Origin of the sequence: Elstera cyanobacteriorum, assembly GCF_002251735.1 — a bacterium.
Classification (GTDB): domain Bacteria; phylum Pseudomonadota; class Alphaproteobacteria; order Elsterales; family Elsteraceae; genus Elstera; species Elstera cyanobacteriorum.
This window is the reverse complement of sequence record NZ_NOXS01000034.1, coordinates 269,932-290,185: the sequence shown is the minus strand read 5'-3', so window position 1 is coordinate 290,185 and position 20,254 is coordinate 269,932. Positions and strand designations below refer to the sequence as shown.

The following is a 20,254-nucleotide window of genomic DNA, read 5'->3' as shown; positions in this document are numbered from 1 at the left end:
GCAGGCTACAAAAGCTCATGCTGTTCCCGTCGGTCCCTTTTCTATTTTATTTTTTGCCGATCTTTCTGGCGCTCTACGTGCTGATCCCGGCGCGTAATGCCGTGCTGCTGGCGGGCAGTATTCTCTTTTATGCCTGGGGCGATCTCGCGAACCTCTGGGTGCTTGGGCTGTCGATGGGTTTTACCTATGGGGTCGGCCTGCGCGTGGCGGGAAACCGGCGCTGGCTGGCCGCTGGGGTGACGGGGCAGCTTCTGCTGCTGAGCACTTTCAAATACGGCGGCTTTATTCTCGCGACCCTGGCCGGATTAGTGCCCTCCGCGCCGCTGGCGGCCGATAGCGCGCCGTCGCTGCCGCTGGGGATTTCATTTTTTACCTTTCACGCCCTGTCGTATCTGATCGATGTCTATCGGGGCGCCGCCCCGCCCGCCCGGCGTTTCAGCGATCTCGCCCTTTATATCCTGCTGTTCCCGCAGTTGATCGCCGGTCCCATCGTGCGCTTTCACAGCCTACACCGCCAGATTGCCCGGCGCTGGTTGACGCTGGGGCGGTTCCGGGTCGGGGCGGAACTGCTGCTGATCGGGCTTTTGCAAAAACTGGTGCTGGCCGATACGCTGGCAAAGCCGGTCGATGCGATCTATGGGCTCGACCCGACTTGGTTGAGCACGAAGCTGGCGTGGATCGCCGCCTCTCTTTACACGCTTCAGCTTTATTTGGATTTCTCTGGCTATTCCCATATGGCGATGGGGCTGGCGTTGATGCTGGGGTTTCGCTTTCCGCGTAACTTCAACTATCCGCTGCGCGCGACCTCTGTCACCGATTTTTGGCGCCGCTGGCATATCAGCCTGTCGCGCTGGTTTCGCGATTACCTCTATCTGCCGCTAGGGGGCAGCCGGACGGGCAAGACCCGCACGATCCTGAACCTTGCCATCGTCTTTCTGCTGTGCGGCCTATGGCATGGCGCCGGGTGGAACTTTATCCTATGGGGCGCCTATAATGGCGCTTTCCTGATCGTTGAACGGCTGGTCCCGCGCCTGACCAGTTTACCCCGTCCCCTCGGGCAGATGTATACACTGCTCGTGACGATCATCGGTCTGGTGCTGATCCGCGTCGGCGATCTGGCCGAAGCGATGCGCGTCTATACCGCGATGCTGGGCGCCGCACAGCCGGAGTTTATCACCAGCGCCGAGCGCTTTCTGTCGGCGAGCACGCTGGCCGCTATCGGAGTTGCCGGGCTGTCACTCCTGCCCATCGCCCGGCTGCGCCCCCACACGTCTTTCGCCGCGCCGCGCTGGCCGTGGGGCCGGTTTATCCTGGGCGTCACTGCCCTCGGTTGGATCGGTATGATCTTGGCCCAGGGCAGCTATAGCCCGTTCCTTTATTTCAGGTTCTAAGCCATGCGGCGCTTGCTTCCCCTGCTGTGGATCGCCCTGCTAACCGTACCGCTCGCCACGACCGCCTGGGATCCCCTGTCGCCGCCGCTGACGGAAAACCGTAAAATCGCTGCCCCGCCGACGCTGCCGACAGACTGGCCGACGCTGACCGCTTTCCCCGCCCAAACATCGGCCTGGCTAACCGATCACTTCGGTCTGCGCGGTCTGCTGACCGTTTGGCACAACCGGCTAAAATACGCGCTGTTCGGTGAATATCCTGGCGCCGACTTAGTGCGCGGTAAGGACGATCAGATTTTTCTGAATTTCGGCAAAGGGGAATCCTGGCGCAGCCTACGCGGTATTTGCGGCCTGGATATCGTCGATCCGCCGATGGCAGAGCGGATAGCGCAGATGGTCGATTACATCGCCGAAATTCACACGGCCAATCCAAAGGTGCGTCTGGTGGTGATCCCCGATAAAAGCCGGGTGATCCCCGAAAAATTACCCGATTGGCTGCAGGCCGACTGCGCCCAATCCCACCCGCCGATGCCCGAGATCCTCGCCAAAGCCGCGGCACGCTTGGGGAAAGATCGGCCTATTCTGTACCCGCTGACAGAATTCCGGGCGGCGACCCCTTACCCGGCTGCCAATTTTCATTGGACCGTGGCGGGCGCTTGGCCAATAGCCCGGTTGATCGCCGAAACCCATCTCGGCCTTGCCCGTCGCACCAACCCGACGCTGCGCCCCTTCAACAGTTTTTCCGACCTGACCAGCTTCATGCCGGGCCTCAGCCGCCCGATTACCGAGGCTGAACCGGATTGGTCCGGGACCGGAATGCTGAGTTGCCGAGATCGCCCAGAGTGTTTCCCGGAGTTCCCGGAGATCGCCGAGCGTCTAATCCAGGTCTCGCGCTTCTGGCCCGCAACGCCGAAGGCGGATACCGAGCGGCGGCCTCGGCTGCTGTTGCTCAGCGATTCTTTTGGCACTGGCATCGCCCCGGGGTTGGCGCCATATTTCAGCGACCTGTGGCATATCTCCCTCAACGAGGGGAAACGCTTGAGCGCGGCGCAACGGGCGACCCTTCGGCAGATCGCCGTGGAGGCCTTCAACCCGGACATCATTCTCCTCCTGTTTTCCGAAGGGGGGATGGTGGCGGAATCGAATAGTCTTAGGGCGGCTCGCCGCCTTTTTAATAATGAATAGGCCCGGCGGTTAACAAATTACGAAGCGATCTGTTCAGAATCTGTATCAGAGAATTTATTAGAGCCAGAAAACCTTATTACCCTATGCGTTACCCTGCGCCCCTCACCTCCTACCCCAATAGATATATTAGAATCTTGAATACCTAAACCCGCACTTCCCTTTCCATGAGCGTCATAATACTCTGTAATTTCGACTTCATGAGAAGTAGCAATTCTCTCTGCTATCGCTACCTCTTGAGAAACTCGTGCCTGATGAGCTTGAAACTCCATTATGATTTTTTGTTTTTGAGCCTCCATCTCTAACTCAACCATCCCCTTTAATTCTGCCGCCTTAATTTCATCCTGGGCGTCAGAAAACGCATTAACAACAGCTGTGACATATCCTGGAACCAAGATATTGTCGGCAATTTTTCCAGCGATCTCGATGAAGTTTTTTTTCCCGACCATCTCACCCTCAAGGTATTTATTTCAGACATTTTGACAAATGATACCTTAAATAGAAAATTTAACTGTCTTCAATAGAAAAATAAAAACAATAACACCAAAATGACATATCAATAATCTCCCACGTGCCACAAAAAACGAACCGCCGCCGAGGTTTCCCCCGGCGGCGGTCGCATTCAGTTGGAACGAAGGGCCGTAAGGCTTACTTCGCGTCTTCCTTCTGACGGGCCTGACGCATGGCAGCGCCCAGGATGTCGCCGAGCGACGCGCCCGAGTCGGACGAGCCGTATTCGGCCATCGCGGCCTTTTCTTCTTCCATTTCGCGGGCCTTGACCGACAGCGACACGCGGCGCGAGCCCTTGTCGATCTGCGTGACCTTCGCATCGATCTTATCGCCGACGGCGAAGCGTTCGGTGCGCTGGTCGTTGCGGTCGCGGGCCAGTTCGGCCTTACGGATGAACCCGATGACGCCTTCGGCGACTTCGACTTCGATGCCGTTTTCCTGAACCTGGGTGATGGTGCAGGTCACGACTTCGCCCTTACGGACGGTGCCGATGGAAGCTTCGAACGGATCAGCGGTGAGCTGCTTAATGCCCAGGCTGATGCGTTCCTTTTCCACGTCGACGTCAAGAACGCGGACGCGCACTTGATCGCCCTTCTTGAAGTCCTGGATGGCTTCTTCGCCCGGACGTTCCCAATCGATATCCGATAGGTGAACCATGCCGTCGATGTCGCCCGGCAGGCCAACGAACAGACCGAATTCGGTGATGTTCTTGACTTCGCCTTCCAGTTCCGTATTGGCCGGGAACTTCGTGACGAACGTATCCCACGGATTGTCCATACACTGCTTCAGGCCAAGGCTGATGCGACGCTTCACCGGATCGACGTCCAGGACCATCACTTCGACTTCCTGGCTGGTCGAAACGATCTTGCCCGGATGAACGTTCTTCTTGGTCCAGCTCATTTCGGAGACGTGGACCAGGCCTTCGATGCCCGGTTCCAGTTCCACGAACGCGCCGTAATCGGTGATGTTGGTCACGCGGCCATTGAACTTGGCACCAACCGGGTACTTGGCGGCAACGCCTTCCCACGGATCGGCTTCAAGCTGCTTCATGCCGAGGCTGATGCGCTGGGTATCCGGGTTGAAGCGGATGACCTGCACATTGACCTGCTGGCCGATGGTGAGGGCTTCGGACGGATGATTGATGCGGCGCCACGCGATATCGGTGACGTGCAGCAGACCATCGACGCCGCCGAGATCAACGAACGCACCGTAATCGGTGATGTTCTTCACGACGCCCTGCAGGATCTGGCCTTCCTTCAGCGAGGCAACCAGTTCCGACCGGGCTTCGGCGCGCGATTCTTCCAGAACGGCGCGGCGCGACACGACGATATTGCCGCGGCGGCGATCCATCTTGAGGATCTGGAAGGGCTGCGGAGAACCCATCAGCGGGGTAATATCGCGGACCGGGCGGATATCCACCTGGCTGCCCGGCAGGAACGCCACGGCGCCCGACAGATCGACGGTGAAACCGCCCTTGACGCGACCGAAAATGATCCCGGTAACACGCTGCTGTTCGGTGAAAGCGCGCTCCAGCACGTTCCACGCTTCTTCGCGGCGGGCCTTTTCGCGCGACAAGCTGGCTTCGCCATTCTTGTCTTCCATACGCTCAAGGTACACTTCCACCGTATCGCCGGCCTTCAGTTCGCTCGGCTGGCCCGGCGCTGCAAATTCGCGCAGCGGCACACGGCCTTCCGACTTCAGACCAACATCAATCAGGACAAAGTCGTTTTCGATGGCAATGATCGTGCCCTTAACGACGGTGCCTTCCAGGTTTTCACCCGTGCCCAGCGATTCTTCGAGAAGCGCGGCAAAGCTTTCACTCGTGCTCATACATGCTCCGGTCCTGTTATCCCTGGCCCGGCCCGATTGCCGGACAGCCCCACCGTTGGACGAAAACGGCGGTGCGGGGTTGGAAAGTGACGAAAACCCCTTGCCTCCGGCGTTTCCTTCGAAACCCCGGCCGCAAAGGGCGGTTAACTTATCCTGGGCGCCGCATAGGCTAGGGCCGCTGCGAAGGCCTGGTCGGCATCCATTTGGGACGTTTCCAGGGGGAACGCATCCTCAGCAGCCTTCAAAGGCGCTGTGGCGCGCTCGCTATCGCGGCGGTCCCGGTCGATAAGATCAGCCAGGATGTCGGCGTATATAGAAGGATTCCCGCGCGCCTGCAACTCTTTGTGCCGCCGCCCGGCCCGAACTTCGACGGAGGCCGTTACAAAGAGTTTCACCTCGGCCTGCGGGCAGATCACCGTGCCAATGTCGCGCCCATCCAACACTGCCCCCGGCGCCTGGGCGGCAAAGCTACGCTGAAAAGCCAGCAGCGCCGCCCGAACCTCTGGGATGGCGGAGATTTTGGAGGCGGCACGCCCCGCTTCTTCCGTCCGCAGCTCATCGCCGCAGGTCATGGCGATATCGAAGGCTTCCGCCGCCGCAATCGCCGCGCGCGGATCGTCCAGCCGGTCGCGCACCACCCACCCCACAGCGCGGTAAAGCAGGCCGGTATCGAGATGCGGATAACCGAAGTGCGCGGCGAGGCGTTTGGCGATCGTGCCCTTGCCCGACGCGGCGGGACCGTCAACGGCAATCACCGGCATCTTACGCCTCCGCCGCGATCTTCAGGCCGAGGCTGTTCATCAGATCGGCAAACCCAGGGAAGGAGGTATCAACCGGCGCCGCATCGTCGATGCGGATCGGCTGTTCGGTCACGGCACCGAGGATGAGATAGGACATGGCGATACGGTGATCGAGTTTCGCGCCAATCGTCACGCCGCCCTTCGGCGGGGTGCCCGTGCCGTCGATGATGCAATCGTCGCCCGCCACCGTCACGATGGCGCCGCAGGCCGTCAGCCCCTCGGCAATCGCGGCCAGACGGTCACTTTCCTTCACCCGCAGTTCCGACAGACCGCGCAGGATGGTGCGGCCCGAAGCGCAGGCCGCCGCCATCGCCAGCACCAGATATTCGTCGATCATGCTGGGCGCGCGATGGGCCGGAATCTCCGCCCCGTGCAACGGGGCATAGCGCACACGCAAGTCGGCCACCGGCTCCCCGCCCTCAACGCGCGGGTTCACTTCGTCAATCGACGCGCCCATATCGCGCAGCGAGGCAAAGACCCCGGCGCGCAGCGGATTGAGCCCGACGCCCGCGACGATAATGTCCGACCCCGGTACGATGCAGCCTGCGACCACCGGAAATGCGGCGGACGACGGGTCGCCCGGCACCACCACATCGGCGGCCTTCAGTACCGGCTGGCCGACCAGGGTTGCCTTACGGCCTTCCGGCGTTTCGTCCACCCGCACCGTCGCGCCGAAGTGGCGCAGCATATTTTCCGTATGGTCGCGCGTTGGCTCCGGCTCGATCACGCTGGTTTCGCCGGGGGTATTGAGACCCGCCAGCAGGACCGCCGATTTCACCTGGGCGGAGGCCACGGGCAGCGTATAGCTGATCGGCGTCGGGGTCGCCGTGCCGATGACGGCCAGCGGCAGGCGGCCCTTGCTGCGGGTGACAAACCGTGCGCCCATCTGTTCCAGCGGCACGGTCACCCGCGCCATCGGGCGGGAGCGCAGCGAGGCGTCGCCGGTCATGAAGGCGGTAAACGGATGGGCAGCGATCAGCCCCATCAGCAAGCGCGTCGCCGTTCCGGCATTGCCGAGATCAAGCGGCGCGTCCGGCTCCGACAGGCCGCCAACGCCAACGCCGGTGACCCGCCACTGCCCATCGCCATCGCGCGTGACCGTCGCGCCCATCGCCCGCATGGCGGCGGCGGTCGCCAACACGTCTTCGCCCTCCAGCAGCCCGGTAATCCGCGTTTCCCCCAGGGCAAGGCCGCCAAACATCAGCGCCCGGTGCGAAATCGACTTATCGCCGGGAACCCGGATAGTCCCGGACAAAGCCCCGGCTTTGCGGGACGTGAGCGGACGCGGCGCATGCATGCGGAAAACCCCTTCTGGCGAAACCTTGGGCACGGCGTACCTGAATTTCACGCCGTCCTCAAGCATCCGCCCCGCAGGGGCTACCTGCTTGTCACGGGGGGCTTGCGCGTTCAGATGATTGACAAGCGCCGCCCCCCCTGGCAGGAACGGCCAAGACTATTTCACCAGACCAAGGAACAAGCTGACATGGCGAAACCCGAATGGGGCGCAAAGCGCATTTGCCATTCCTGCGGCGCACCGTTTTACGATTTGCTCCGCGATCCCATCGTCTGCCCAAAGTGCGGCACGACCTATGATCCCGAAGCGATTCTAAAATCGCGCCGGTCGCGCGCGCCGCTGCCCGACGATAAGCCCGCCAAGCCCGTGGCCGTGGTGGCGGACGAGGTTGATCTGCCTGATGTCGTCGATCTACCCGATGTCGAAGCCGATCTCGTCGAAGAGGATGCGGTCAGCGACGAGGACGATGATCTGATGGAAGACACGTCCGACCTCGGTGAAGACGAGGACGATATGGCCGAAGTCATCGAAAATCTTGATAGTGAGGACGAGCGCTAACCCGCTCGCCCCTGGCAAGGAAAAGGCCCGGTCGCGCGACCGGGCCTTTTTTATGGCATTTTGTTTTGGGCCGAGATCAGCGGGCCGCCGCGAAATATTTCTGCTGCAAGCCCTTGGTATCGACCTTCGCCAAGCCTTCGGCAAAAATCGCCGCGAGCTTCTTGCCGTAATCGGTGGTGTTGAAGGCCACATGCAGGCTTTTCTCTTCGAGCGGCAGAGCGAACACTACGTCGGTCTTCACATCCGCCAGTTTGGGATCGGTCTTTAACAGATGACCGAAGACGAACTGGTCGATCTCCGCCGCGTCGATGCGCCCAGCGGCGAGTTTGCGGATATTCGTGACATCGTCGGACACGCTTTCCGGCTTCAGCCCCGCCGCAATCGCCGCCGCAACCTGGCTGGAGTTGATATAGCCGGTGACGGTTCCAAGCTTCAGCGCCTTGAGCCCCTCGACGGTCGGCGCGGGCACCGGGGCGCCTTTCCGCAAGATCAACCCCAGCGGCCCCGCCCCGATGGCCGGCGATAGGGTGAAGCCCTCAACCTCCCCCGGATATTCGGGGTAATAGCCAGCGACATCCTTTGAATCTTTGGCCGTGAGCACCGCGCGCTGCCAAGGCAGAAACTCGACCTCCGCCGTATAGCCTGCCGCCTTAAAGGCTTCCTTGACGATAACCGTCGAAAACCCGCCGTCGGGCGCGGTAACGCAGGTATAGGGGCACCAATCGAGCGTCGTCAGCTTCACCGTCGGCTGCGCGAGCGCGGGCGTCACCATAAAACCGGCCAGAATAACGGCGATGAATCCCTGTTTCATGGGCAGCCTCCAGCACGCGAAAGGATGAGGTTAACTAGTCTTAATCAGCATGGCGCACAGGTATTGCGATTTCATGACGGCGACACCTGATAAGCCGCCCCCCAGCCTCCCGCCCGGCCGTGACGGTTATCCATTCAGTGATGCTAAAAAACTGTCATTTTTCGCTTGCCGCCCCGCCGCCCCTGGTCTACAAACCGCTCACGCCAGACGGTACCGGCAACGGCACTGCGACAACCCAGAAGTTTCGGGGCTATAGCTCAGCTGGGAGAGCGCTACAATGGCATTGTAGAGGTCAGCGGTTCGATCCCGCTTAGCTCCACCAAACAAATCAAGGGGTTAGCAGCATAAAGCGGCTAACTCCTTTTTGCTGTGTTATCATACGAAATGATGTGATGGGGTGGACGGGGGAAACCCTAAGGCGGTAGCAGTGGCTTTGCGGCGGCTGGGAGGCTCTCAAGGAGAAGCAGAGCCACCGCACAGGCTGCTGCCGCGATGAGCGGTGCCGCAGGGGCGATCTGGAACAAAACCCCGCCCGCCGCAGCCCCCGCCGCATAGCCTAGGTTTTGCGCGGCGCTCTGCCCGCCCGCCACCCGCCCGTGCTGGCCTGGCCCAGCCCCTAGGCTAACGCGGGTCGCCGTTATCGCTGCCAGCAAAGTTGCACCGAGGCTGATCAGGCTGGCCCCCAGGGCGGCGCCGACGATGCCCCGCAGCCACAGGGGAACGAGACAGCCGAGGCCGAGCGCTATCGCCGCGATCTGCCCCGGTCGCGTTAGGCGGGGCGTTAAGGCCAGGCGCGGCAGAACCAGGGTTTGAAGGCCGAGCGCGGCGAGGGCGGCGAGGCTGAGGCTAAGCCCCATCCCCCCCGCTGCCGCTTCGGCCGTCAGCCCATCGCGCGCCTGAAGATAAAGCCCTAAGGTGGCGTAGATTTGCCCGAGCGCCAGGGTCATGAGAAAGCCCACCGCCAGGGCGCGATCGGGGCGCAGGCGGCGGCGTTCGGCGGGAAGGGCCGGGGTCACCACCGGATCCGGCAACCGGATGATCACGGCCAAGATCGGCAGCGCCAACAGCGCGACCAAACCGAAGGGCAAAAGGGGCGATAGAATGGCTGCCGTCGCCAGCAGCGGCCCGACCAATCGTCCCAGCGATAGCGCGGCCGAGAGTTTCGCAAGCCCGGCGAACCGCCCGGCCGCGTCGGTTAAAACCCCGCACCAGCCCTGAAGCACGGGCTGAATCCCAGCAACGGAAAAACCATGCGCCAGCCGGACGACCGCGATCCAGGCGGCAACCCCAGCCGCTGTCAGCCAGTCTTGCTGCGCCCCGAAGAGCGCCAGAAGCATCAGCGCTTGGGCGGCTGCATAGACCGCCACCGCCCAAACCGCCACACGCCGATAGCCCTGGCGGTCGGCCATCCGACCCCACAGCAAGGCCCCCAGCAGCCCGACCAAGGTTCCCCCGCCGACAATCCCCCCTAGGAGCGCCGGAGATAAGCCCGTCATTGCCACAATCAGCGGCAACAGCGCGAACTGCGCCCCCTGCCCTAGCCCAATCAGCAACGATCCTGCAGCTAAGCGGTTGAGAATCGCGGCGACTTTCATCGGTCCTCGGTTGTCTTTTTCCATCGTCCTGCATATCAGTCAGGGAAATATCTTGCGAATGCGAATGATTCTGAATATCATAACCTCATCCTGCTAATCCAGAGAGAAACCGAATGCGTCAGGAGACGATCCTCCGCGCCTCGGACCAGGTGCCGCCGCTTCCTGATGCCGCGCGTTCTAACCATTTCTTTGCCCTGCGCCACGGCCTGACCGGGCTGGTGAATGCGCTGCTGCGCGAAACCAGCGCGGGCCAGATCACGGGCCAGACCCTGCACCTGCCGCTGCCGAAGCTAGGGGGAGGCGGCGCGCTGCGCGTCTCGCTGCGCCCCGTTAGCCGCGCCGGGCGGCACGGTTTCGGCGACGATTGGCGCCGTCTGGGACCGGCGGGGGAGGAGCATCCAATCCCGGCGGAAACCGCGCTGGACCTTATTCTGCGCGGGGCCGATTTATCCGCCGGGGAAACGCCGGTGCAGCGGGAAAACCTGCTGGCGCGCGCGCGGGCCTCGGTTGCTGCCGTTGCCGATTTCCTCGACGCCCGCCGCCCGTGGTTAGACGCCGCTCTGGCTGCCCCGCCGACCTTTCTGGCCGCCGAACAGGCGCTGCTTCTCGGTCATCCGGTTCACCCGGCGCCAAAAACCCGCGCGGTTTTTGATGGGGAGGAGGCGCGCTATGCCCCCGAACTGGGTGGGCGCTTCCCGCTGGTCTGGCTATCGGTCGCGCCGGAAGCTTTAGCGATCGGCGAAGCGGAAGATGGGCTGGCGGCTGAGGCGCTATCCGCGCTCTATGGCCAGCCGGTGGACGCAGGGCGCTGGCCGATGCCGATGCATCCCTGGCAATGGGCGCGGTTGCAGCGGGTGGCCCCGGTCGCGGAACTGGTCGCGGCGGGCCTTGTGCGGGAACTGCCGCACGATGCCCGGCCCTGGTGGCCCACGGCCTCCGTCCGCTCCCTATGGGCGCCCCATGCCGACTATATGGTGAAAGCCTCGCTGAGTGTGCAGATGACCAACTCCCTCCGCGTGCTGCGCCGGGCGGAGGTGGAGCGCGGGCGGATTATCCATAAGCTGCTCGCCTCGCCGGTCGGCGCGACGCTGCGCCAACGCTTCCCGCAATTCCGCTTTTTGGGCGAGCCGGTCTATGCCCTGCTGCGCGACCGGGCGGGGCGCGATCTGCCCGATAGTCTGATCACCCTGCGCGAAAACCCGATCCGCAGCGCCGATGCCCCCCTCGCGATGCTGGCGAGCCTGTGCCAGGATGGTCCGTTCGGGGGGCCGTCCTGGGTCGTTTCGCTGATCGGTCAGGTCGCCGCCGCGCGCGGGCTGCCTTACGCCGAGGCGGCGGGCCTGTGGTTCGAGCGGTTCCTGACCGTCGCTATCGCCCCGGTGCTGCTGACCGCCAGCGACGTCGGCCTCTTGTTCGGCGCCCATCAGCAGAATTTGCTGATCGGGTTAAAAGACGGTCTGCCGGAAACGGCGATGTTCCGCGACTGCCAGGGCACGGCGTACGTGAAAGCGTTCGAAGCCGATCTTGCGGCGCATCTGCCGGACTTGCCGACCTCTGGCTGCCCCGGCTTTTCGTCGGAAGCGGCGGCGAAGCTCGTCTCTTATTACATCATCCTCAACGCCGTCTTCCTAACCATTGCGGCGATTGCCCGGTCGGATCAGGTCGCGGAGGCGGCTTTATTCGCAATCTGGCGGCGGTTCCTCGAAGCCCTGGCGGCTGGGGAACGGCGTGACCGCAGCCTATTCGATCTGGCGCTGACCTCGCCGGAGCTGACGTCGAAGGGCAACTTCCGCATCGCCCTGGGCGGCTTTGACGAGGCCGGGGCGAGCGTCGATCCACTCAGCCTTTATCACGCATTTCCCAATCCTTTGGTGGTCTGATCCATGTCTGTTGATGTTCTGCCGCGCCCCCCCGCCTCGGCGGCGGCCACACCGCTTGCGTCCGATGCCACCAACCTGTCAGCGCTCGTGGCGGCAGTGACGGCTGACTTCCTGCGCCAACCGGAGACGACCCGCCTTTGGCTTGACGGAAGCCACTGCGACCGGGCGGCGGAGTTGATCGGCCTCGGGCTAGTCCACGGTCTGGCGCCGCACCCCGACAGCGGCGAGCTGCTGCCGTGGATCGACCGGCGCGGCTTTCACGAATGGCCCGGATCGGCGCTGACCCAGCCGCGCGGCCCCTTCCCCTATCTGCCGACCGAGGCGGGGCACCCCCTGCGCCCGCGCCAGCCGGTGGGCGATGTCTATCGCCGCTACGATCCCGCCGCGGAAGGGCTGTTCAGCCTGCGGGTGATCGATAAGACCGCCGATCTCGATCTCTTTCATTTCTGGATGAACCAGGGGCGCGTCGCCTTCTTCTGGGAACTCGCCAAGCCAAAGGAAGAATTGGCCGAGTATCTCGCCAAGTTGGAGGCCGATCCCCACGCCTATGGGCTGATCGGCTGTATCGACGGCGAGCCATCGGCCTATTTCGAAGCCTATTGGGGGATGGAGGACCGGCTCGGCCCCCATTACGACGCGCACCCCTATGACCACGGCTGGCACGCGCTGATCGGCAACACAGCCCATTTGGGGCGGGTGCGCACCTTGGCGTGGTTCCGCACCATCACCCATTACCTGTTCCTCGAAGACCCGCGCACCGAACGGGTGGTGGGGGAGCCGCGCGCCAGCCATGTGAAGATGCTGCGCTATGCGGCGGATTGTGCCTTCGACAAAGTGAAGGAGTTCGACTTTCCCCATAAGCGCGCGGCGCTGATGGTCTGCCAACGGCGGCGGTTCTTTGCCGAGGTGGCGCTGTGACCCTACCGCCGTTCGCCGCCGCATGGCCGGAGCGCAACCGCGCCCTGCTGGCCAAGCTGATCCGCGAATTTGCTTATGAGGAGAGTTTTACTCCGCAGCAAGACGGCGACGGCTGGACGCTGCGCCTCGCCTCCGGCGTCACCTATCGCTTTCAGGCCGTGCGCGGCATCTGGGGCAGCCTGACGATTACACCGGAAAGCCTGACCCGCGATGGGGTGACGGTGACGGAGGCTTTACCCTTCTTGCTCGACGCGCAGGCCGAGTTTGCCGCCGCACCGGAGGTGCTGGCGGGCTATGGGCGGGAGCTTCTGCACACTCTGCTGGCCGATAGCGCCGTGCTGGCACGCAATGCCGGGCAGTCGGCGGCGGCCTTGATCGCCCTGCCGGACGACGACCTGCAATCCTATCTCGACGGCCACCCGAAAGCGCCGGGCAGCAAAGGCCGCCTGGGCTGGGGGCTGGAGAGCCTGACCGCCTACGCCCCGGAATTCGGCGGCAGGTTTCAAGTGGTCTGGGCGGCGGCCCATCGCGACGCCTGCCGTTGGAGCGCCGGAGCCGACATCACCCCCCAGGGCTTGCTGCGCGCCTCCCTATCCGACCCCGAGGTTGCTGCGTTTGACCAACGGCTGCGTGACCAGGGTCTCGATCCGGCCCAGTACCTGCCGCTGCCGATCCATCCGTGGCAATGGCAGGCGATGATCGCGCCTGCCTTCGCGGGAGAGATCGCCGCGCAGCGGTTGGTGCCGCTCGGCCCCTTGGGTGACGCTTACCGTCCGCTGCAATCGCTGCGTACCCTGGCAAATGCCGACCGGCCCCGTGAGTTGCACCTGAAACTCGCGTTGACCGTTCTCAACACCTCCGCTTGGCGCGGCATTCCCGGTAAATATCTCGCCATCGGCCCGATTGTCTCGGACTGGCTGAAAGGGATCGTGGCGACCGATCCCGAGTTGGCCGAGGGCCGCCGCGTGCTGGTGCAGGGCGAGCCTGCCGGGGTTTTCTACCCGCATCCCTATTACGAAGCGTTGACCGACGCGCCCTATCAGTACCGCGAGATGCTGGGGGCGATCTGGCGCGAAAGCCCGGCGCTGCTGCCGGGCGAAAGCAGCGCGATGGTCGGCGCGCTTTGGCACCGGGTGGCGGACGGACCACCGCTCGCCTGCGCCTGGATCGCCCAGTCGGGTCTGTCGACCGAAGAATGGTTGGACGCGCTGTTTGAAGCGGTGACCGTGCCGCTCTACCATTTCCTCGCCCGCTATGGCGTTGGCTTCATCGCCCACGGTCAGAATATCGGCGCGGTCTTTCGCCAAGGTCGCCCGGTCGGCGTGACGCTGAAGGATTTTCAGGGCGACATGGATTTGGTCGATGCGCCCTTCCCGGAACTCGACAGCCTCGCCCCGGCTGCCCGCGCCGCCCTGCCGCGCAAACCGCCGCTGTATGTGGCCCACGGGCTGCTGACCGGCCATTTCGTCACCAGCCTGCGCTTTTTGTCGGAAGCGCTGCGGGAGGCGGCGGGGTTCCCGGAGGATCGTTTTTACGGGCTTTTGGCCGGCGTGCTGCGCCGCTATCAAACCCGCCACCCCGATCTCGCCGCCCGCTTTGCCGAATTCGACGTTTTCGCGCCGGAGATTCACCGCGTTTGCATCAACCGGGTCCGCCTGGCCATCGGTTATGGCGACGCGGCCCAGCGCCCGCTGCCGACCCTCGGCACGCCCCTTCGCAACTCGCTACGCCTTGGGCTGGATGCCGGGCTGGCGGGGGTGCCGTCCGTTTCCCCAGCCGTATTGGACCCCGTTCCATGACCCAGAGCCTCGATCTCGCCGGTATCGGCATTGGTCCCTTCAATCTCAGCCTTGCCGCGCTGCTCGATCCGCAGACGGAGGTATCGGCCCGCTTCTTCGACCGGCGCGCGGATTTCGCCTGGCACCCCGGCATGATGCTGCCGAACGCGACGCTGCAAACCTCCTGGCTGAAAGATCTGGTCGCCGCCGCCGATCCCACGAGCCGCTATAGTTTCCTTGCCTATCTGGTCGCGACCAAGCGGCTTTACCGCTTCATTTCGGCCGAGTTCGACGCCATCCTGCGCCGCGAGTTCGCCGATTATATGGGCTGGGTTGCGGGCCAGTTGGAAAGCCTGCGCTTCGAACAGACAGTTTCTGCCGTCGATTTCGGCCCCGATGGGCTGTTTCATCTCACGGTGAACGATACCACCGTCACCGCCCGCAACCTCTCGCTCGCAACCGGGCCGGTTCCGGCAACCCCGGCCTGGGCAGAGGGGGCGCTGGGGCCAAACTGTGTTCATTCCAGCCGCTTTTTGCTGGATGCCCCCAAGGTCGCCGGGCGCCGGGTCATCGTCGTCGGCGGTGGGCAGTCCGGGGCGGAAATCGTGCTCGATCTGCTGAACCGCAGCGACGCGGCCGCGCCAGCGGCGGTCACCTGGATCAGCCGCCGCCCGACCTTCGCACCCATCGACGAAGCGCCCTTCACCAATGAATATTTCATGCCGGGCTATCTTGAAGCGTTCCTGGCCCAGCCGCCGCAGCGCAAGGAACGCATCCTCGCCAGCCAAAAACTGGCGAGCGACGGGATTTCCCACGCGACGCTGCGCGCGCTCTATCAGCGGCTCTATGAAATTACCTACCTCGACCGCCGCCGGGATTTCGCGGCGCTGCTGCCCTACCGCGACGCCATTGCCCTCGATGGCGGATCGGGGGCCTATCGCTTGACCCTGCGCAATGGGTTCGACGGCGGCATCGAAACCATCGACGGTGCGGTGTTGATCCTTGCCACCGGCTATCGTATCGCCCTGCCCGCCTGTCTCGATCCGCTACGCCCGCGCCTATCGCTCGACGACGACCGCCGCTTCGTGATGGGCCGCGACTATTGCGTTACCTGGGATGGACCGGACGACCGGCGCATCTTCGCCCAGAACGTCGGGCGCCAGACCCTCGGGATCGCCGACCCGCAGCTTAGCCTAATGGCGTGGCGGTCAGCCCGCATCGTCAATGCGCTGATGGGGCGAACGGTCTATGCGGTGGACGGCGACGTCTCGCTGCTGCGCTGGGAAACGGCGGGGGATGCCGGGCGTGATCTAAAACTTGCAATTTAGCCCCTCATCCTATGCCAGCCTTACCCGCTAGCCTCCTGAAAGGTTCGTTCCGATATGGGCTTATCCCCCATCGCCCTCGCCGCTGAGCAGTTAGATCTGCACTACGGCGGGCGCCCGGTTTTGCACCAAGTTTCCGTCGCCTTCCGCCGAGGAGCGGTCACCGCCCTCTGCGGTCCCAATGGTTCGGGTAAAAGTAGCCTGCTGCGCGCTCTCTGCGGTTTGGCCCCCGTGACAGGCGGGCGCGTGCTGGTGAATGATCGCCCCACCGCCGACCTGCCGCCGCGCGACTTGGCCCGCCGCCTCGCAATCCTGCCGCAGACGCCAGAGGTTCCGGCCGGGATCACCGTGCGCGAATTGGTCGGTTTCGGACGCCATCCGCACCTCGGGCTGCTACGCCGTCCAGGGCCGGAAGATCGGCAGGCGGTCGATTGGGCGCTCGAAAAAACCCTTCTGCATCCGCTCGCCGACCGGCCCGTCGCCCTGCTATCGGGCGGGGAGCGGCAGCGCGCCTGGATCGCCATGACCTTGGCCCAGCGCACCGGCATTCTGCTGCTCGACGAGCCGACGACCTACCTCGATATCCGCCACCAGCACGATGTGCTGACCCTGATCCGCCGATTGAACCGCGAAGAAGGGTTGACCGTGATCTGGGTGCTGCACGATCTCAATCAGGCCGCCGCCTATAGCGATGCCTTGGTGCTGTTGCGCGATGGCACGGTGGTGGCCGATGGGCCGCCGGAAAGCGTGCTCACCCCCGAATGCCTGAAGCAGGTTTTCGACCTCGACGTGGTTCTCGCCCGGCATCCGCTGTCCGGGGCCTTGCTGTGCCTGCCCGCCGACCTGCCGGGGGCCGCAGGATGAAGGCTTGGCCGTTCGCGCTTGGTGGGGTCGGGTTTTTGGCGCTCGCCCTTCTCGGCCATGCCCCCGCCGATAGTCTTTTGGTTCTGAAGGCCTTGATCAAGGGGGAGGATTTGGCCCCGATGGCCGGGGTCGTTCTGCTGTTCCACCACGGCCCACGTCTGGCCGCCGGTGTCCTGGTCGGCGCCTGCCTCGGCATGGCGGGAACGGCCTTACAGGCGGTGATGCGCAATCCGTTGGCCGCGCCCGACCTTCTGGGCGCGACGGCGGGGGCGCATCTGGCGCTTGCCTTGGCGCTGTTACTCTTTCCCGCCCTGCCGATCCCGATTTTCGGAATTGCGATCCTCGGCGCGGGCGGGGCGGTGCTCTTGACCATCGCAGTCGCCGGGGGGTTGACGGCGCCGCCGCTGCGCTTGCTGCTCGCCGGGGTTGCCGTCTCATTGGCGGCGGGCGCGGCGGCAATTGCGGCGATGCTGGCGGGTGAAGAACGGACGGCGGGCCTCGCGCTCTGGATCACCGGGTCGCTGGTTCAGGTTGGGTGGGACGCCGGGCTAACGCTTGCCCCGTGGATCGGCGCGGCGCTGCTCGGGCTGCTGCTGCTCGCGGGGCCGCTCGACCTTTTGGGCCTGGGACGCGATACCGCCCAGGGGCTTGGGCTGCGCGTGCGCCGGATCGAGGCGGCGGCGGCGCTGCTGGCAACCGTGTTGGCGGCGGGGGCCGTCTGTTTGGCCGGACCCATCGGACTGATCGGAACCTTGGTGCCAAACGGCCTGCGGTTGGCGGGGGTGCGCGGTCATTACGCCCTGCTGCCGTTATCGGCGCTGTGGGGGGCCGGGTTATTGGTGGCGGCGGACGGCGTGGCGGGGGCGCTCAGTACCGGCTCCCTCCCCGTTCCGGCGGGGGTCGCGGTAACGCTGCTCGGCGCACCGCTGCTCTATCTGCTCGTCCGCCGTCAACCCCGGCTGGATCGTCCCGCCCGCAGCGAAACATCCACCGCGACCGGGCGCTTTCGCGGCGAAGGCCTGTTGCTGTTGGCCCTGCTGCTAGCGGGCGGTGTGGCGTGGCACGCCGCAACCTCCCGCCTGCCGCGCGCGCTCTATCTCGACCTCGCCGCCGCGCGCACGGTCACGGCGCTCGCCGCTGGGGCCTTGCTCGGGATCAGCGGCGCCCTGCTGCAAGGGGTGATCCGTAATCCGCTGGCGGGGCCGGAACTACTGGGCGTCGGCCCCGGTGCCTCGGTCGCGGCACTGGCCCTGCTGCTGTTGTGGCCGGACGCCGGGCTGATTGGCATGCAGGTGGCGGCTTTCGCGGGCGGCTTCCTTGCCCTGCTGCTGGTCTTAGCAGGCGGGGCGAAAACCGGTTTGAGCCCGGCGCGGTTGGCGCTGCTCGGGCTTATCGTCGGCATGCTGGCGGGGGCGGTTGCGCGGCTATTGATTCTCGACGCGCGGCTGCAACTCGGCCAAGCGCTGACCTGGCTCGCCGGAAGTACCTACGGGCGCAGTTGGCAGGAGGCAGCGGCCCTCGGCGGTTGGCTGCTGGTGCTGCTGCCACTTGCCGTGCTGCTGGCCGCGCGGATCGACCTCCTTGCGCTTGGTCGCGAGACAGCCCAGGGGCTTGGCCTTGCCGTTGGGCGGGCGCGGGCGGGACTGCTGATTCTGGCCGTCGCCGCCTCAGCCGCGTCGGTCGCCTGCGTCGGCGCCATCGGCTTCATCGGCCTTATCGCCCCCCATGCCGCGCGGCTGTTGGGGGCACGGCGCGGACGAGCGCAGGTGATCACGGCGGCTCTCCTCGGGGCGCTGCTGTTGGCCATCGCCGATCTGGCTGGGCGCAGCCTGCTGGCCCCGCGCGAAATCCCCGCTGGGTTGATGACCGCGCTGGCGGGGGCGCCCTACTTCCTGTGGCTGCTGCGGCGGTCGGGAGCCTCGGCATGAGCGACCTCACCCGGCTGCCCGCCCTCTTTCCCGGCCCGCTCGCCCCGTATGGCGCCGCCCTGACGACCGCGCCCCGCCCGGACGATCTCCCCATCGCCGCCCTGTTAACGCGGGAGGGTTTAGCGCATGCGCTGGACCGCGCGGCGACGGAGTATCCCGAAGGGAGCGACCGGCGTGCCATCGCCTCGCTGTGGTCGAAGACTTATCTGCGCGGCATCATCCCAGCGCCAATGATCGCGGCGGTCGGCGGCCTGCCGCTCGATCTAACGCCAAGCACCTGCGCCCTGCGCGCCGATTTTTCCGCCCTCGTCGTGCGCCGCGCCGTCAGCGGGCCGGAGGCAATCGCGGGCCTTTATGCCCATCTGTCCGCCCTGGCCGAGGGGTTGAAGGCGGCCAGCGGCATCGCCCCGCGCGTAATCTGGTCTAATGCTGCCAATCTGCTGACCGCGACCTTGGAGCGTCTCGCACAGCTCTCCCCGGTCGCGGTGGGTCTGCGGCGGGATTTGCTGGAGACCCCGGAGCGGGTGGACGGCAGCGCCAATCCGCTTTTCGATCACATCCGCTGGATCACCCCCGGCCACCCGGATTTGCCGGAAACCGTGCGCCAACGCCGCATCTGCTGCATCCGCGACCTTATTCCGGGCAAACCCTTGTGCTCGACCTGCCCGAAACTGACGGTGGCAGACTGGTTGGCTAGTTCAGCAGGGCGTCACTGATCTGATCGCCGAGGGTCTGGGCGGAAACGGGACCGCCGAAAGTCCAGGTACGCGGATCGAGGGACCGTTCCCGCCCGGCGCGGATGGGGGGTAGCGCCTGCCACAGCGGCCCGCTGCGCAGCGCCTGCCATCCGGCGTCCCCCGTCGGTGCGATGACCATCACGGTGGTCTCGGCGCTTAACCCCGCCAGCGCCTCCGCCGTCACAGTAGAAAACCCATAGACATCGTTCGGCGCGGTCCAGCCGTTGGTCAGCCCGAGTGCCGCAATCACGCCGCCGACCTGGCCATTGCGGGTGAACACCCGCAGGCGCGGGGTACCCGGCAGATATTGCGCGACGACGACCGCCCCCGCCTTCCCGGCGGCAGCGAGCTGCGCTTTGCGCGCCGCAAGCCGGGCGGTGAGGGTCGCGATCAGTGTTTCCGCCTCAGCCGAACGGCCTAAAGCGCTGCCGATCTTGCGAAACTCCGCGAGCATAAAATCGAGCTGGCTGGCGTTGACATCCTTCGGATAGCCGTCGAGCAGTAGCGTCGGCGCCAGGGCGGTGAGGCGCGCTTCGACCGGTTTTAGCCGCAGGGCCGGGCCGAGGATGAAATCCGGGGCCAGGGTGGCGATCGTCTCTAGGCTGGGTTCCTGCCGCGTGCCGACATCGGGCACCGATGCAGGCAACGCGGGGCGGGCAACCCAACTGCGATAGCCCGCCGCATCGGCGGCGCCAACAGGGGTCAGCCCGAGCGCCAGCACGGCTTCCGTCGCGATAAACTCCAACGTCACCACCCGCTGCGGGGCGGCGACGGCGTTCGGGCCAATCAATACTCCCAGGGTCGTCAGAAGCCGCAGCAGCCATCGGGTCATTGGATCATCTCCTAAAACGCAAAA

At 64.8% G+C, this 20,254-nt stretch carries 17 protein-coding genes and 1 tRNA gene; 11 read left to right on the top strand and 7 right to left on the bottom strand.

Annotation, left to right across the window (positions count from 1 at the left end):
• Positions 1-17 precede the first annotated feature (17 nt).
• A complete protein-coding gene (locus CHR90_RS16315) occupies positions 18-1,391 on the top strand; it encodes an MBOAT family O-acyltransferase (RefSeq protein ID WP_094410163.1) in 1,374 nt (457 codons plus the stop codon).
• A gap of 3 nt (positions 1,392-1,394) precedes the next feature.
• A complete protein-coding gene (locus tag CHR90_RS16310) occupies positions 1,395-2,573 on the top strand; it encodes an alginate O-acetyltransferase AlgX-related protein (protein WP_094410162.1) in 1,179 nt (392 codons plus the stop codon).
• Between the two features lie 17 nt (positions 2,574-2,590).
• On the opposite strand, the gene CHR90_RS16305 is transcribed toward CHR90_RS16310, so the two are convergent.
• The 4 genes from CHR90_RS16305 to aroA form a co-directional block, all read right to left on the bottom strand.
• Entirely contained in the window at positions 2,591-3,019 is a 429-nt protein-coding gene (locus tag CHR90_RS16305; protein WP_094410161.1) for a hypothetical protein, read from the bottom strand.
• A gap of 199 nt (positions 3,020-3,218) precedes the next feature.
• Positions 3,219-4,910: a 30S ribosomal protein S1 gene (gene rpsA / locus CHR90_RS16300; RefSeq protein ID WP_094410160.1), complete on the bottom strand. Its 1,692-nt coding sequence runs from the start codon at positions 4,908-4,910 to the stop codon at positions 3,219-3,221.
• A 143-nt stretch (positions 4,911-5,053) separates the two neighbouring features.
• Positions 5,054-5,671 carry a (d)CMP kinase gene (cmk, locus tag CHR90_RS16295; protein ID WP_094410159.1) on the bottom strand — a complete coding sequence of 206 codons (618 nt, stop codon included), beginning with the start codon at positions 5,669-5,671 and terminating at the stop codon, positions 5,054-5,056.
• Between the two features lies 1 nt (position 5,672).
• Entirely contained in the window at positions 5,673-7,007 is a 1,335-nt protein-coding gene (gene aroA / locus CHR90_RS16290; protein ID WP_094410158.1) for a 3-phosphoshikimate 1-carboxyvinyltransferase, read from the bottom strand.
• Positions 7,008-7,193: 186 nt separating this feature from the next.
• Between aroA and CHR90_RS16285 the strand changes: the two genes are divergently transcribed.
• Positions 7,194-7,562, top strand: coding sequence for a TIGR02300 family protein (locus tag CHR90_RS16285; RefSeq protein WP_094410225.1), 369 nt, complete (start codon positions 7,194-7,196; stop codon positions 7,560-7,562).
• 76 nt (positions 7,563-7,638) lie between these two features.
• Here CHR90_RS16285 and CHR90_RS16280 read toward each other — a convergent pair whose 3' ends face one another.
• Positions 7,639-8,373 (bottom strand): substrate-binding periplasmic protein, encoded by a 735-nt coding sequence (locus CHR90_RS16280; protein ID WP_094410157.1) that lies wholly within the window; start codon positions 8,371-8,373, stop codon positions 7,639-7,641.
• A gap of 246 nt (positions 8,374-8,619) precedes the next feature.
• Here CHR90_RS16280 and CHR90_RS16275 point away from each other — a divergent pair.
• Positions 8,620-8,695 (top strand) — tRNA-Ala (locus tag CHR90_RS16275).
• 91 nt (positions 8,696-8,786) lie between these two features.
• Here the strand turns inward: CHR90_RS16275 and CHR90_RS16270 are convergent.
• The gene (locus CHR90_RS16270) at positions 8,787-9,968 is read right to left on the bottom strand and encodes an MFS transporter (protein WP_170941443.1); all 1,182 of its coding nucleotides are present in this window, start codon (positions 9,966-9,968) and stop codon (positions 8,787-8,789) included.
• Between the two features lie 113 nt (positions 9,969-10,081).
• Between CHR90_RS16270 and CHR90_RS16265 the strand changes: the two genes are divergently transcribed.
• Genes CHR90_RS16265 through fhuF form a run of 7 tightly spaced genes read left to right on the top strand, consistent with a single transcriptional unit; the run spans position 10,082 to position 19,377 of the window.
• Positions 10,082-11,848: an IucA/IucC family protein gene (locus CHR90_RS16265; RefSeq protein ID WP_094410155.1), complete on the top strand. Its 1,767-nt coding sequence runs from the start codon at positions 10,082-10,084 to the stop codon at positions 11,846-11,848.
• Positions 11,849-11,851: 3 nt separating this feature from the next.
• Positions 11,852-12,766, top strand: a complete 915-nt coding sequence (locus tag CHR90_RS16260; RefSeq protein WP_094410154.1) for a GNAT family N-acetyltransferase — start codon at positions 11,852-11,854, stop codon at positions 12,764-12,766.
• On the top strand, positions 12,763-14,565 hold the full coding sequence (locus CHR90_RS16255; protein WP_094410153.1) for an IucA/IucC family protein: 1,803 nt from the start codon (positions 12,763-12,765) through the stop codon (positions 14,563-14,565). Before CHR90_RS16260 ends, CHR90_RS16255 begins: the two co-directional genes overlap by 4 nt.
• A complete protein-coding gene (locus tag CHR90_RS16250) occupies positions 14,562-15,872 on the top strand; it encodes a lysine N(6)-hydroxylase/L-ornithine N(5)-oxygenase family protein (RefSeq protein WP_094410152.1) in 1,311 nt (436 codons plus the stop codon). The genes CHR90_RS16255 and CHR90_RS16250 overlap by 4 nt, the downstream gene beginning before the upstream one ends.
• Positions 15,873-15,926: 54 nt before the next feature.
• The gene (locus CHR90_RS16245; protein WP_094410151.1) at positions 15,927-16,733 is read left to right on the top strand and encodes an ABC transporter ATP-binding protein; all 807 of its coding nucleotides are present in this window, start codon (positions 15,927-15,929) and stop codon (positions 16,731-16,733) included.
• A complete protein-coding gene (locus CHR90_RS16240; protein WP_170941442.1) occupies positions 16,730-18,661 on the top strand; it encodes an iron ABC transporter permease in 1,932 nt (643 codons plus the stop codon). The genes CHR90_RS16245 and CHR90_RS16240 overlap by 4 nt, the downstream gene beginning before the upstream one ends.
• Complete coding sequence (fhuF, locus tag CHR90_RS16235; protein ID WP_094410149.1) at positions 18,658-19,377, top strand: siderophore-iron reductase FhuF; 720 nt, start codon at positions 18,658-18,660, stop codon at positions 19,375-19,377. Before CHR90_RS16240 ends, fhuF begins: the two co-directional genes overlap by 4 nt.
• Here the strand turns inward: fhuF and CHR90_RS16230 are convergent.
• Entirely contained in the window at positions 19,355-20,230 is an 876-nt protein-coding gene (locus CHR90_RS16230) for an ABC transporter substrate-binding protein (protein WP_094410148.1), read from the bottom strand. The genes fhuF and CHR90_RS16230 overlap by 23 nt on opposite strands.
• Positions 20,231-20,254 lie beyond the last annotated feature (24 nt).